At 40.9% G+C, this 14382-nt stretch carries 10 protein-coding genes; 9 read left to right on the top strand and 1 reads right to left on the bottom strand.

Going from position 1 to position 14382, the window contains the following annotated elements; genetic code table 11:
* Positions 1–27 precede the first annotated feature (27 nt).
* Genes ACEQ81_RS05390 through ACEQ81_RS05380 form a run of 3 tightly spaced genes read left to right on the top strand, consistent with a single transcriptional unit; the run spans position 28 to position 4153 of the window.
* Positions 28–1197 (top strand): AGE family epimerase/isomerase, encoded by a 1170-nt coding sequence (locus ACEQ81_RS05390; protein ID WP_411029823.1) that lies wholly within the window; start codon positions 28–30, stop codon positions 1195–1197.
* Entirely contained in the window at positions 1197–2306 is a 1110-nt protein-coding gene (locus ACEQ81_RS05385) for a glycoside hydrolase family 10 protein (protein ID WP_411029822.1), read from the top strand. The genes ACEQ81_RS05390 and ACEQ81_RS05385 overlap by 1 nt, the downstream gene beginning before the upstream one ends.
* Entirely contained in the window at positions 2303–4153 is a 1851-nt protein-coding gene (locus ACEQ81_RS05380; protein ID WP_411029821.1) for an FAD-dependent oxidoreductase, read from the top strand. Before ACEQ81_RS05385 ends, ACEQ81_RS05380 begins: the two co-directional genes overlap by 4 nt.
* A 14-nt stretch (positions 4154–4167) precedes the next feature.
* On the opposite strand, the gene ACEQ81_RS05375 is transcribed toward ACEQ81_RS05380, so the two are convergent.
* Complete coding sequence (locus ACEQ81_RS05375; protein ID WP_411029820.1) at positions 4168–5730, bottom strand: sulfatase; 1563 nt, start codon at positions 5728–5730, stop codon at positions 4168–4170.
* A 386-nt stretch (positions 5731–6116) separates the two neighbouring features.
* On the opposite strand from ACEQ81_RS05375, the gene ACEQ81_RS05370 reads away from it, so the two are divergent.
* The 6 genes from ACEQ81_RS05370 to ACEQ81_RS05345 all read left to right on the top strand — a co-directional run bounded on the left by ACEQ81_RS05370 (position 6117) and on the right by ACEQ81_RS05345 (position 14329).
* Entirely contained in the window at positions 6117–8384 is a 2268-nt protein-coding gene (locus ACEQ81_RS05370; RefSeq protein ID WP_411029819.1) for a PSD1 and planctomycete cytochrome C domain-containing protein, read from the top strand.
* 1 nt (position 8385) lies between these two features.
* Complete coding sequence (locus ACEQ81_RS05365; RefSeq protein ID WP_411029818.1) at positions 8386–9879, top strand: DUF1501 domain-containing protein; 1494 nt, start codon at positions 8386–8388, stop codon at positions 9877–9879.
* Positions 9876–10913 (top strand): 6-bladed beta-propeller, encoded by a 1038-nt coding sequence (locus ACEQ81_RS05360; RefSeq protein ID WP_411029817.1) that lies wholly within the window; start codon positions 9876–9878, stop codon positions 10911–10913. Before ACEQ81_RS05365 ends, ACEQ81_RS05360 begins: the two co-directional genes overlap by 4 nt.
* The gene (locus tag ACEQ81_RS05355; RefSeq protein WP_411029816.1) at positions 10910–11713 is read left to right on the top strand and encodes a chitobiase/beta-hexosaminidase C-terminal domain-containing protein; all 804 of its coding nucleotides are present in this window, start codon (positions 10910–10912) and stop codon (positions 11711–11713) included. The genes ACEQ81_RS05360 and ACEQ81_RS05355 overlap by 4 nt, the downstream gene beginning before the upstream one ends.
* A 15-nt stretch (positions 11714–11728) precedes the next feature.
* On the top strand, positions 11729–13774 hold the full coding sequence (locus ACEQ81_RS05350; RefSeq protein ID WP_411029815.1) for a c-type cytochrome domain-containing protein: 2046 nt from the start codon (positions 11729–11731) through the stop codon (positions 13772–13774).
* Between the two features lie 198 nt (positions 13775–13972).
* The gene (locus ACEQ81_RS05345; RefSeq protein ID WP_411029814.1) at positions 13973–14329 is read left to right on the top strand and encodes a hypothetical protein; all 357 of its coding nucleotides are present in this window, start codon (positions 13973–13975) and stop codon (positions 14327–14329) included.
* Positions 14330–14382 lie beyond the last annotated feature (53 nt).

Here is a 14382-nt window from a genome sequence, read left to right as displayed (position 1 = left end):
AAGTAGCGTTCAACACTATTCTTTGTCATGGATAATTACGCTGAAATATATAAATCCGAACTTTTAAACGAAGTTGTTCCTTTTTGGGAACAATATTCCGTAGACCAAAAATATGGGGGTTATTTTACCTGCATAACCAATAAGGGGGTTGTGTACGATACAGATAAGTTTATGTGGCTACAAGCCCGGCAAATATGGATGTTTGCCACGCTTTATCAAAAGGTGAAACCTAATGATGCTTGGAAAAAAATGGCGCTACACGGTGCTGATTTTCTCGAAAGCCATGGGCGGGATACCGGTGGAAATTGGTATTTTTCATTAAACCAGCATGGGGCACCTTTGGTACAACCCTATAATATTTTTTCCGATTGTTTTGCGGCAATGGCATTTAGCGCGCTACATCAAATAGAACCTTTGGCAAAATATGAACAAATAGCGAAAAGCACATTTCAAAATATTTTAAATCGAAGAGGTAATTCCAAAGGAAAATATAACAAGGTTTATCCCGGAACAAGAAACCTGCAGAACTTCGCCTTACCTATGATCCTATGCAATCTGTCACTGGAAATGGAGCCTATTCTAGGAAGCGATACGGTGCAAGAGGTAACACAATCGGTCATCGACTTAATAATGAACAATTTCTACCAAGCACAAAGTGGATTGGTATTGGAAAATGTTTCTGACGAGGGCAAATTTGTAGATAGTTTTGAAGGTAGGCTGCTTAATCCGGGCCATGCCATTGAGGCCATGTGGTTTATTATGAATCTAGGACTGCGAAACAAAGATTATGATCTGGTTAAAAAAGCCGAGCAGATAATGTACCAACAATTAGAGCACGGTTGGGACCAGGAATACGGAGGAATTTTTTATTTTATGGATTACAAAGGCCATCCTCCCCAACAATTGGAATGGGACCAAAAATTATGGTGGGTACATTTAGAGACCCTAGTAGCCCTTGCCAAAACCTATGCATGGAACAAAAGTCCAAAGGCCGAAGCATGGTTTAAACGGGTTCACAATTATACTTGGACCCATTTTAGGGACAAAGAGAATGGCGGAGAATGGTATGGCTATCTCAACCGAGAGGGTAAAGTATCATTAAATCTAAAAGGTGGTAAATGGAAAGGTTGTTTTCACGTCCCCCGGGCCCTGTTGGAAATTTGGAAAACACTGGAAAAGGTAACAGAGAACAAATAATGCTACGATTTAAAAAACCATACAAACTTCTTGTGCTTACAACACTTTGGTTGTTTGCCAATTTAGGTGTGGCACAATCACAAAAAGGGATCTGGCTTACCGATGTAGCAAGTAAGGCATTGGATTCTAAAGAGGGTATCGAAGCGGTTGTTAAACACTGTAAATCCTATGGGATAGATCAAATCTATGTGGTAGTATGGAACCGAGGATATACCTTGTATCCCAGTGAGGTGATGCAAAAAACATTTGGAAAAAAGGTAGCTCCTAGATTTGCCAATAACGACGTATTACAGGAGCTAATAACAGCGGCACACGCGGAAGGCCTGTTTGTGCATGCTTGGTTCGAATTTGGTTTCTCCAGTTCTTATCAAGAAGACGATGGTGGTCATATATTGCGGGCAAAACCCCAATGGAAAGCTATTGACAATGAAGGAAAACTGGTGTCTAAAAACGGTTTTCAATGGATGAACGCCTTTAATCCAGAAGTGCAAGATTTTTTACTATCACTAATTACCGAAGTAATAACCAATTACGATATAGATGGCATCCAAGGAGATGATCGTATGCCGGCCAATCCATCTCTTGCGGGCTACGATCCCTTAACTATTGCGCTGTATCAAAAAGAACATAACGGAAAATCCCCTCCTCAAGATTACAAAGACCCCAAATGGGTTGATTGGCGCGCGCAAAAACTAAATCTCTTTGCAAAAAAGATCTACGAAACCGCTAAGGCCGTTGATCCAAAAATTATCGTTACCATGGCGCCAAGCATTTTTCCTTGGAGCAAACAAGAATATTTGCAAGATTGGCCTACCTGGGTACGGGAAGGCTGGATAGATTATATTATTCCACAGGTATACCGGTATAACATTAAACGGTATACTCGGAGTTTGGATATTTCTCTAGGAATTATGCCTACTGACAAAAAACATCAGTTAGTACCTGGAGTCTTACTAAAAGTTAACGACTACTCTCCTTCTCAACGGTTCCTTAAAAAAATAGTCAAAGCAAATCGTAAGCGCGGGTTGAATAGCGAAGTATTTTTCTTTTATGAAGGGTTAAAAGCACACCCTCATTTTTTTGGTAATATTTATAAGGATTTAAAATGATGAAAGCACTGGTTCTTTTTTTAATGACAAGTTTGGGCACGGTGACATACCTTGTCGCCCAAGAGCAAGTAGATATTCTTATTGTAGGCGGAGGAGCCGGTGGTACTACCGCAGGGATACAGGCTGCCAAAATGGGAACCCGTGTAAAGGTTTTGGAGAAAACTCCTTGGCTTGGGGGTATGCTAACTTCCGCCGGGGTTTCTGCTATTGATGGAAACCATGAAATGCCTTCAGGGCTTTGGGGAACTTTTAGGCAAAAGTTATACGACCATTACGGAGGTCCTAAGGCACTTGCTACAGGATGGGTAAGTCATACGTTGTTTGAGCCCGCTGTTGGCAATACGATATTACAACAAATGGCAGATATTCCCAATTTAGAAGTTAGTTTCAACACTTCTTTTACCTCCGTACAAAAGGAAGGTGATAGCTGGAAGGTTTTTTATGAAAAAAATGGTAAGCCCGGTATAACAACTGCCAAAATACTGATAGACGCTACAGAAACGGGAGAACTGCTGCCATTGGTAGGCGCCCGTTTTAGATTGGGAATGGATGCCAAAAGCGACACCCGTGAAAAGGAAGCTCCCGAAGAACCTAACAATATTGTACAAGACCTTACTTATGTTGTCATCCTAGAGGATAAAGGGAATATAAGAAGTAAGCAAGGTTTGGTGAAAAAACCGATTGGCTATAACGCCAGCGATTTTGAATGTGCCTGCAAACGCGAAGGTGGAGAAATGTTTGGATCCGTATCCGATTGCCAACAAATGTTGAACTACGGGAAATTGCCAAACAACAAGTATATGATGAATTGGCCAAACTGCGGCAATGATTTTTACCTCAATTGGCCAGAACTGACATCTGAAGAACGAAACATAAAGTTAAAAGAGGCAAAAGCCTTCAGCCAAGGTTTTGTATACTACATCCAAAACGAACTTGGATTTAAAAATCTTCGTCTGGCAGAGGAATTTCCAACCAAGGATGGCTTCCCAATGATTGCTTATGATCGTGAGGCCAGAAGGATACGGGGGCAGGTATTTCTCACCGTAGATCATTTGGAAAGACCTTATGATTTTGATTTTTATAAAACCGGTGTAGCTGTAGGTGATTACCCTATAGACCACCATCATGACAAAAATCCGGAAACACCACAAATAGAATTCATCAATATTAAAGTACCTAGCTATACTATTCCCATGGGATGTTTAATTCCTGAAAAAATTGAAAACTTCCTGGTAGCAGAAAAAAATATTAGCGTTTCCAACATCGTTAATGGAACAACACGTTTGCAACCTGTGGTATTGGGAATAGGTCAAGCTGCCGGTGCCGTTGCCGCTACTGCCGTTCTCAACAACAAAAAAACCAATGATGTATCGGTCAGAAAAGTACAGCAGGCCCTACTTAAAAATAGAGCTTATCTAATGCCCTTTATAGATGTTAAACCCAATGACCCGGCCTTTGTTTCTATTCAGCGCATAGGCGCAAGTGGCGTTTTAAAAGGATTTGGCGTACCCTATAAATGGGCCAACCAAACATGGTTTTATCCAGAGCGTATTGTCTCGGAATATGAATGGCAACAAGGCCTTCTTACTTATTTTCCGCAGTTGGAAACATTGCCGGCGTCGGGCAAAGGGGTAACCATTTCTTTTTTAGAGGATGTGATAAAAAAAGTACACCCAGACTATATGCTCCATTCACTAAGGGAAAACTGGAAATCATGGGGTGTAATTCAAAACTTTGATCAGGAGACCCCGCTAACCCGAAGGACAATAAGTATCATTACGGATAAAGCACTTAACCCCTTTGATATGGAGGTAGATTTTTCCGGGAAATTGCTAAACAATAATTAAGCGGCGCTTTTTTGTTAAATGTCTCCGTACTTATCCCTAAGATCCGTTAGTTGCCGGTGCAAATCCTCTTGTATGGCGTTATATTTAGATACGCCATAAAGATTATTAAGTTCCTTGGGATCACTTTTTAAATCGTATAGCTCCCAGGTATCAATATCGTCATAAAAGTGTATCAGCTTATAGCGATCGGTACGCACTCCATAATGTTTTTTTACAAAATGCCAACCTATAGGATACTCATAATAGTGATAATAAATACTGTTTCGCCAGTGTCCGGTTTCCTTACCGGTTAGCAGTCCCCGTAAGGAAGTTCCCTGCATATCCTTAGGGATTTCTACCCCGGCAAAATCTAAAAAAGTGGGGGCATAATCTACATTTTGGACAAGTTTTTCGGTAACGGAATTAGCAGAGATTTCCTTGGGGTAGCGTATCATTAAAGGCGTCCGTAACGATTCTTCATACATAAACCGTTTGTCGTACCACCCATGTTCCCCTAAATAGAAACCTTGATCCGAGGTATAGACGATTATCGTATTTTCCGTTAAATTATTGTCATCCAAGTATTTCAGCAATCTACCTACATTATCATCTACAGATTTAATACATCTTAGATAATCTTTAAGGTACCGCTGCAGCTTCCACTTCGTAAGTTTGTCGCCGGTTAACTGGGCATTTTTATAGTTGGTATTTATAGTATCATAATGAGCATCCCAAGCCTTTTTTTGCTTGGGGGTAAGGCTGTTATAAGATGCCTCCCATGCGCCTTCCACATTGTATTTTTTGTTTCCCCCTGTGCCGGTTTCCGTGCCATAGATCTGTTTATGTAGTTTCATATCCATGGAAAGATACATGTTAGCCACCCGCATATCTGCTGCCTCGGCCGCAGGCCTATTTTCGTAAGAGTCGAAAAAAGTATCAGGAATAGGTAAATCGCCATCGTTAAAGTATTCCAAATCCTTGGTATTGGGCATCCAGTTGCGGTGGGGAGCCTTATGATGGTAAAGCATACAAAATGGTTTTTCCGTATCCCTATTGGCCACAAACTGTATGGCCTTATCCGTAATAATATCGGTTACATAACCTTCCACGATACTGGTATCCTTTCCGGAAACAAATCTCGGTTGATAGTATTCGCCCTGCCCTATTAGTATATCGTGATAATTGAACCCTTGTGGTGCACTTTTTAGATGCCATTTACCGATAACCGCAGTTTCGTACCCCGCTTTCTGAAGTAATTTGGGAAAGGTCATCTGGCTACCATCAAATACATCAATATTATCTTTCTTTCCATTGATATGACTAAATTTCCCCGTAAGCATGGTAGCCCTGCTTGGGGCGCAGATTGAATTGGTCACAAAACTGTTACGAAAAAGCATCCCCTCCTTGGCAATACGATCAATATTGGGTGTTTGTATAAGCTTGCCATCATATGCACTAATGGCACGTTGGGCATGATCATCGGACATAATAAAGATGATATTGGGCCTTGTCTGTTGCACCGGTTCATCTTTGGAGGGTTTGTAAGATAGCATTAACGTTGCCATTACAACAACTATTGCGAAGTGTCTATTTTTCATTATCTGGTTCGTTTCACTATATAGACCTAAAAGGTACAGATTTTAACCATAAATTGAATAACCACAAAGCAATTTTAGCCTCATGGCCAATAGCCCTTAGTTGCAGATAGACAAGAATGCAATTAAGTTTCGCCCCATGGAATGTATAGAACTGTCATTTCGTTGTCGGACATAAGGTGTAATACCTATCTGTAATTTTTCATTGGTCTTTTCGCCCATGTCATTGGTCGAAATTTCTTTTTTTATTCCAGTTTATCTCATTAGTTTAAAAGGTATAATCAGGACTTAAAAAGAGACTTATGCCTGCCTTTTTCGTAGTTAAAAATAAAGTTATAAAGCTTGGGCTTGTTCTTATAAGTTGTATAGCCTTAAGCTGTCAAAATAATGTGCAAAAGTATTCCGACATGTCTAGAGCGCAATCGAGCGTCAAAATCCCGGATAGCGTTGACTTTTCCTTTCATATCAAACCAATTATTTCCGACAGGTGTTTTGCCTGCCATGGCCCAGATAAAAATGCCGTAGAAGGCGGACTTTCGTTGAACACTGCTGAAGATGCCTATATGGCACTCGGCGAAGAAAAAGACCGTTATGCCATTGTCCCTGGTGATTTAGAAAAAAGTGAGTTGGTAAAACGGATATTTTCTGAAGATCCGAACGTAATGATGCCTCCCCCAGAATCTAATCTAAGCTTATCTGACTATGAGAAAGAACTGTTGAAAAAATGGATCGCCCAAGGTGCCGAATACAAAAAACACTGGGCATTTATTGCACCTGTAAGCCCCAAGGTACCCAAAATGGAAAATGACGGTTGGGGTCAAAATGAAATCGATAAATTTATTCTGGAAAAATTGGCCTCCAAAGGATTCGCACCTTCCAAAAAGGCGACTAAGGAACAGCTTATTAGACGAGTGTTCTTTAGCATTACCGGTTTGCCTCCAAGCGTAGAGCAAATAAATGCTTTTTTGAAAGACGATGCGCCAAATGCTTACGAAAAAATTGTAGATTCCTTGTTGAACACCATGGATTACGCGGAACATATGGCGGCAGATTGGATGGATGTTGCCAGGTATGCAGATACCCATGGTTACCAGGACGATTTTGAACGGATAATGTGGCCCTGGCGAGACTGGGTAATCCATGCATTTAACAAGAATATGCCCTATGACGATTTTGTTACCTACCAATTGGCCGGCGATATGCTGCCCAATACTACTAAGGAATCTATTTTGGCCACCGGATTCAACAGAAACCATAAAATTACTGCCGAGGGAGGTGTTATCCCTGAGGAATATAGAATTGAATATGTAGAGGACAGAACCAATACTTTTAGCACGGCCTTTCTGGGTATGACAATGGAGTGTGCCCGTTGCCATGATCATAAATACGATCCCTTAAGTCAAAAAAACCATTTTGAGTTGTTCGGTTTTTTCAATAACGTGGATGAAGACGGACTTATGCCCAACGCGCAAGTAATTCCCAAGCCCTACATGACCTTAACCGCCAAGGATACTGAAGATATTCTGAATTTTGTAAATATGACCAATAGTCCCACGCCTAAGGTAGAGGTGATGGTGATGCAAGATATGGACAAACCTAGGGAGACCTTTGTTTTAAATAGGGGTGTATACGACCAGCCCACGGAAAGGGTATTTCCAAACACACCCGAAGCCATACTGCCATTTCCGGAAGATCTGCCAAAAAACAGATTGGGGCTGGCAAAGTGGTTATTCAACAAGGACAATCCGCTTACTGCCCGAGTTGCCGTTAATCGTATCTGGCAAAAAATGTTCGGCAAAGGACTGGTAGAAAGCTCATATGATTTCGGTAATCAAGGAGCATTACCCTCCCATCCGGAACTATTGGATTATTTAGCGGTTAAATTTAGACAAGAGGGATGGGACCTAAAGGAAATCACCAAATTTATGGTCATGTCTGCCACTTATCAGCAAAGTACCGAAGTTTCCGAAGAACTTTTGGAAAAAGACCCCGAAAACACGTACCTCGCCAGAGCTTCTAGATTAAGGCTTGGGGCAGAGGTTATAAGAGATCAGGCCTTAAAAATAAGCGGGTTGTTGCACAAAGAAGTTGGCGGGCCCAGTGTAAAACCCTATCAACCAGATGGTATTTGGGAAGAAACCACAGGAGGAGGTGGCGGAAGCACGTCTACGTACGTTCAAAGCTCAGGAAAAGATCTTTATCGAAAGAGCCTATACACTTTTTGGAAACGTACGGTACCACCGCCAAGTATGATGACCTTTGATGCGTCTTCCAGGGACCTTTGTTCCGTTAAAAGACAAGAGACCAACACCCCGTTACAGGCTCTGGTGCTGTTGAACGACCCCCAAATTATAGAAGCGGCCCGTGCCTTGGCCAACAAAGCGGTAAAAATGACACAGCAAAACACCGATGACCAGATAGCTTATATTTTTCAAAATGCCACTTCTAGAAAACCCTCGCAAGAGGAATTGGGAATTTTAAATACTTTTTATAACACAACACTAGATAAGATACAGACCGGAGAAATTTTGCCGGATGAATACCTTGCTATCGGAGAATTTGCGGATAACGCAGCCCTTCCTTCCAATCAGCTAACGGCATTGTGCCTAACAGCACATACCATACTTAATTTAGACGAAACCATTTCAAGAGGATAATATGAGCGAAAAGAAAATCATCGCGGACAGTGCCTTAAATCTAAACAGAAGGGCTTTTTTGGGAAAATCGGCCCTAGGTGTCGGAGGTTTGGCCTTGGGATCTCTGTTAGGTTGCAATTTTTATAAAAAAGAAGGAGGTGGCTTAATTACCAAAACAGATAATCCCTTAGGAATAAAGGGGGTATTAAGCTCCCCTCACCATGCGGCAAAAATAAAGCGAGTTATTTACCTATTCCAAAGTGGCGGACCGTCGCAATTAGAGCTTTTTGACTATAAACCCATGTTAAACCAGCGGCGCGGAGAAGATTTACCAGAATCGATCCGAAATGGTCAGCGCCTAACAGGAATGACCTCCGGACAAGACAGTTTCCCGCTTGTAGGATCAAATTTTGGGTTTAAACAACACGGCAAAAATGGCACTTGGATAAGTGATCTATTGCCCTACACGGCAAAAATGGTCGATGAGCTTTGTATCGTCAAATCCATGTACACCGAGGCTATAAACCACGACCCGGCGGTTACCTTTTTTCAAACAGGCTCACAACAACCTGGCAGACCAAGTATCGGCTCTTGGTTAAGTTATGGTCTTGGAAGCGAGAATGAAAACCTACCCGCTTTTACCGTCTTATTATCCAGAGGTAGTGGAAGACCAAACGGGCAACCGCTTTATACCAGATTATGGGGCAATGGCTTTCTACATTCCTTGCACCAAGGGGTACAATTTAGGGCTGCAAAAGATCCTGTGCTCTATTTAAACGACCCTCAAGGGATTTCCAAGCAAACGAAGCGACATATTTTGGACAACCTTGCAGAACTAAATGAAAAACAATATCAAGAATTTGGCGACCCAGAAATACAAAGTAGGATTGCTCAATATGAGATGGCCTATAGAATGCAGACTTCCGTACCGGAAGTAATAAATACGGAAAAAGAACCCGATTATATTTATAAAATGTACGGTGCCGATGCAAAAATACCCGGCACCTATGCAGCCAATTGCCTGCTGGCCAGAAGATTGGCAGAACAAGATGTTAGGTTTATACAATTGTACCACATGGGCTGGGACCAACACGATAATTTGCCAGCCGCCATTGAAAAACAGGCAAAAGATGTGGACCAAGCTTCCGCAGCGCTAGTAGCGGATCTAAAACAACGCGGCATGTTGGAAGATACCTTGGTGGTTTGGGGAGGTGAATTTGGCAGAACCAATTATTCGCAAGGTTTGCTAACGGACACCAACTACGGTAGGGACCACCATCCAAGGTGCTTCACCATGTGGATGGCAGGCGGCGGCATTAAACCCGGGTTTGTTTATGGTGAAACCGACGAGTTTGGGTATAATATCGTGAAGAACCCTGTTCATGTACATGATTTTCAGGCCACGCTATTACATCTTTTGGGGATTGACCACGAAAGACTTACCTATAAATATCAAGGAAGGAGATTTAGACTTACCGATGTGGAAGGACACTTGATTAAAGATATCTTAGCATGATGCCCAGAAGAAAATTTATAAAACAAACAAGTTTGGCAACCCTAGGAATGGCTTCTCTAAATGCTTTTCCAGGTTCGTTGTCCCATAGTGAAGACGCTATCATTGGTCATGGAAGTCATCGTTATAAAATTGACGTAAACTGGGGACTTCTTAATAGCAAGCGCTTTCCGGTGAAAGACTGTCATGAGATGGTGCAAGATGCCAAAGGCAGAATTCTCTTATTGACCAACCATACCAAAAACAATGTATTAATCTACGATAAATCTGGAAAATTGCTCCAAAGTTGGGGCACTGAATATCCCGGTGCACATGGACTTACCTTGCACAACGAAAACGGCACGGAGTTTTTATATATCTGTGATAATGAACGGCACGAAGTAATAAAAACTACGCTAGAAGGTAAAGTCATCCAAGTATTTCCGTTTCCTCAGGAAACCGGGAAATATGATAAAAAAGAGCAATATGTTCCTACAGAGACTACCATTGCCGCAAATGGGGATGTCTATGTGGCAGATGGTTACGGTTCGCAATACATTACCCATTACGATGCCAAAGGTAACATCAAAGGCATTTTTGGGGGTAAAGGCAACGAAGAACATCTTTTTAACAATGCCCATGGTATTTGTATTGATGATCGTAATCCAAAAAATCCTACCCTGCTGATAACCGCCCGTCAGCAAAATAAATTAAAACGATTTACGCTAGATGGCGAGTACCTAAACTCAATCGATTTGCCGGGAGCTTATATATGCAGGCCCGTAATACACAACAAACATGTATATCTCGCTACCATATGGTCTGGTGATGGCTCGGAAGGTACCGGCTTTGTCTCTATCCTAGATGAAAATAATAAGTTGATATCTGCCCCCGGAGGCAGTGCCCCAGTATATGAGAACAACAGTTTAAACCCAATGTACCAAACGCTAAAAGTTTTTCGGCACCCACACGATGTTTGCGTGGATGACGATGAAAATCTGTATATAGCACAATGGAATTCATGGGGTACCTACCCAATAAAATTGTATCGAGTATGACCAAAACACTGGTATTACTGGGTACCTTGGTATTTACGTTAGTTTCTTGTGGCTCCAAAAAAGCCACTTTTTTAACTACGGATACTATTCAATTGGCACCTCCAAAAATTTTGGTAGATTCGCTCCTTTTCAAGAATGGGGCAAAGGTAAAAATCGATTTTGACCTAGGATCTGCCCAGGTAAGATATACCACAGACGGAAGTATGGTTACCGAAGAGGCACTTTTGTACACCGCGCCCCTGACCTTAAACAAAACAACACGGTTAATGGCAAAAGCCTTCTATCCCAATTATAAATCAAGTGAAATACAAAAAGTTAGCATTAGAAAAATAAAGCAAATTATCTCATCGGCGAAAGTAGCAATTTCGCCAGAACCCAATGAAAATTATACCGCACAAGGTCCTTCCTCATTGACGGATCAACTAAAAGGAACTACAAGTTTTAGGAATGGCGCATATTGGTTGGGTTTTCAAACGGACACTATTCTAATTGAGTTAAAGTTGGCTCAACCCATTTCGGCGGAAAATTTAATCGTAAGTACGCTTCAAGATCAAGATTCGTGGATATTTTATCCTGCTCATATAACGGTTAGTAGTGCCGGAGAACAAATAGGTAGTTTAGAATTAACGGACAGCCACAAAGCAGGCAGCAAAAAAATGGATTTCATAACCGTGCCAATAAACAAAAAAGCGTATCATGAGTTTAGGGTGTTGGTGATGCCCCTAACGGAAATACCCGATTGGCATGCCGGAAAAGGAACAGTTCCTTGGACATTTGTTGATGAAATTATGATCGAATAGAATTAAACGTATACTATGCAATTAGGTAATTTACATCCATTATTTGTTCACCTGCCCATTGGCATTATAGTCTTGGCATTTTTGATGGAACTCTATTATCGAAAAAAACCAAAACCAAAAGACAATGGCACTATCTTATTTGCATTGGGTCTTGGCGCAATAAGTTCCCTTTTTTCGGCAGTATCTGGTTGGTTGCTTGGGGACGGGGGAGATTACGATGCCGAAATACTTTTTAGACATAAATGGATTGCCATTGCCTTCACCATTGGCACCTTGCTATTATTTTTCCTTAAGAAGTCTTCAAACAAAACAATGCAGAGGGCATATTTGCCATTTTTTGGTGTTGTGCTGGCTCTTCTGACGCTTGCCGGTCACTTTGGAGGAAGTCTTACCCATGGGGAAGATTTCTTGTTTAAGGAAGCCTATGAAGAACCCATCATTGAGAACGTGGATAACGCCAGGGTATACGCTGAAATTATACAGCCAATTTTTAATAAAAAATGTACAAGTTGTCATAATTCCAGTAAAATTAAAGGTGGTCTTTTGCTTACCTCTAAAAGTGAACTAATGGCCGGAGGAGACTCCGGATCACTTTTCGATACCCTGGAAGTTGAAAAATCTTCTTTGTTGACACATCGTCTTAAACTTCCTATAGAAGAAAAGGAGCATATGCCCCCGAAAGGAAAAGTTCAACTTACCGCTGAGGAAATTCTATTAATGGACTGGTGGATACAACAGGGCAACTGCTTTGATTGTATCGTTAAAAATTTACCCACTACAGATAAGTTGGATGCCATACTAAGTTCCTTGGAAGAAGACACTAGCCCTAAGGCATTAATTGCAAAAAAGGTAGATGCCGTGCCAGAGGATTTTATAGCTTCTTTAAAAGAACACCGTATTTCGGCCAAATTAATCTCTGAAGAAATGCCCTTGTTGTCCGTAAACTTTTTAAGACGTAAAGACCTCACTAAGGAAGATTTTGATCTACTAAAGAAATATGGGGACAATGTGGTTGAAATGAACCTTGGCCATACCAATTTGAGCGATGAACTAGGAGCGCAGTTGAAATCCTTTAAACATCTTACCAAATTACAACTGCAACATACCGGTATTACCGCGGCCAGTAATGTGATATTTGAAAAGTTTGAATTTTTAACCTCTCTCAACCTTTTGAATACGGAGGTTGATAATTCTTTGTTAGAAAAATTGGTGAAACTTCCCCACCTAAAACGTGTCTTTGTATGGCAGACCAACATCACCAATGATGCATTGGCCCAGTTTCAAAATAAGAATTCGGAGTTAACAATACAAAGTAAGATAGCCGATAGCATTTTTACAGCAAGCACCTTAGCTCCCCCTGTTATTATTGCGGATAGCGAAATATTTCAAGACTCTATTAAAATAACCTTGGAGCAGTATTTTGATGGGGCGAAAATATTTTATAAGACCGAAAATTCTAAAAATGATACCATTCCTAAAGAATATACAGAACCTTTTTATCTTAAAGAGACTACCAAACTAAAAAGCTTTGCAGTTAAGGACGACTGGGAACCAAGTCTTCCCAGTTCGGCGGATTTTTTAAAGAGTAAGGTAGAAATCAGCAGTATTTCGCTTGTAAACAATCCGCACCCTAAATATACGGGGAAAGAAGGGTTAACGCTGATGGACTTAAAACGTGGTAGCACTAATTTTGTGGATGGTAATTGGTTAGGATATGAAAGACAGCATATGACTGCCATTATAGAACTTAAAAAGGCCTACCGGGTTTCCAATGTTTCCGTTGGTAGCCTTTCTGTACCGGGCAATTGGATTTTCCCTCCTGTGGGTTATACCGTTTGGGGGTCTACGGACGGTACAAGTTACAAAAAGCTAAAAACGGTAAAACTACCGAAGTTAGAACCATCTATAATCGTGGAACGCAATGCCTATGATATCAATTTTGATCCGGTATTGCTAAAAAAGATAAAAATTCTTGTACAAAGTCCTCTTAAAAATCCCGAATGGCACCAGGCCCCTGGTGGGGATAGTTTTATTTTTTTGGATGAAATTGTACTCAATTAGTACCCGAGGCTCCCGCTTACCCACATTATACCCGCGTTTTCACCTATACAAATCTTCTATTTAGGGAACATTCTACAAGCATTAGGGAAATAATGCCATTTTATACCCGCAATTACCATAGCATCTTTGTACTATCAAATTATAAGTGCAGCCGTTTAGCGCATGTACAAAAATAGTAACCTAAAAAATATAGAAATTATGGAAAGTACAATTGAAAAAAACCTTACCCACATTCATCAACTATTATCACAAGGAGCGTTCATTGAGGCCATGGAAACCTATTTACACGACGATGTAGAATTAAGGGAAGGTAATGATGATCCAAAAAAAGGCAAAGCTCTTAATGTGAAGTTTGAGCAAGATTTTATAGACAATCAACTTGCAGAATTTATCAGGTATGATGTAAACAATTATGCCATAAAGGGAAATCATTCTTTTTATGATGCGGTAATGGAATTGAAATTAAAAGACGGCAGCACCATGCTTTCGGAACAGACCGTGGCTACCGAGTGGAAAGACGGAAAAATTTATAGAGAGCGCTATTACCATATGTAATTTATGCATTCCCATTTAGATAGCTTATATCAAACCCTTTGTCTTTATTTAAA

The organism is Spongiimicrobium sp. 3-5, from assembly GCF_046557915.1.
Classification (GTDB): Bacteria; Bacteroidota; Bacteroidia; order Flavobacteriales; family Flavobacteriaceae; genus JBHEBG01.
The sequence above is the reverse complement of the archived record's forward strand: the minus strand, read 5'-3'. Positions and strand labels throughout refer to the sequence as shown.

What these genes read in the sequence shown, in the direction of transcription:
- ACEQ81_RS05390 (WP_411029823.1), top strand. Translation starts at nt 28, where the DNA reads ATGGATAATTACGCTGAAATATATAAATCCGAACTTTTAAACGAAGTT.
- ACEQ81_RS05385 (WP_411029822.1), top strand. Translation starts at nt 1,197, where the DNA reads ATGCTACGATTTAAAAAACCATACAAACTTCTTGTGCTTACAACACTT.
- ACEQ81_RS05380 (WP_411029821.1), top strand. Translation starts at nt 2,303, where the DNA reads ATGATGAAAGCACTGGTTCTTTTTTTAATGACAAGTTTGGGCACGGTG.
- ACEQ81_RS05375 (WP_411029820.1), bottom strand. Translation starts at nt 5,730, where the DNA reads ATGAAAAATAGACACTTCGCAATAGTTGTTGTAATGGCAACGTTAATG.
- ACEQ81_RS05365 (WP_411029818.1), top strand. Translation starts at nt 8,386, where the DNA reads ATGAGCGAAAAGAAAATCATCGCGGACAGTGCCTTAAATCTAAACAGA.
- ACEQ81_RS05360 (WP_411029817.1), top strand. Translation starts at nt 9,876, where the DNA reads ATGATGCCCAGAAGAAAATTTATAAAACAAACAAGTTTGGCAACCCTA.
- ACEQ81_RS05355 (WP_411029816.1), top strand. Translation starts at nt 10,910, where the DNA reads ATGACCAAAACACTGGTATTACTGGGTACCTTGGTATTTACGTTAGTT.
- ACEQ81_RS05350 (WP_411029815.1), top strand. Translation starts at nt 11,729, where the DNA reads ATGCAATTAGGTAATTTACATCCATTATTTGTTCACCTGCCCATTGGC.
- ACEQ81_RS05345 (WP_411029814.1), top strand. Translation starts at nt 13,973, where the DNA reads ATGGAAAGTACAATTGAAAAAAACCTTACCCACATTCATCAACTATTA.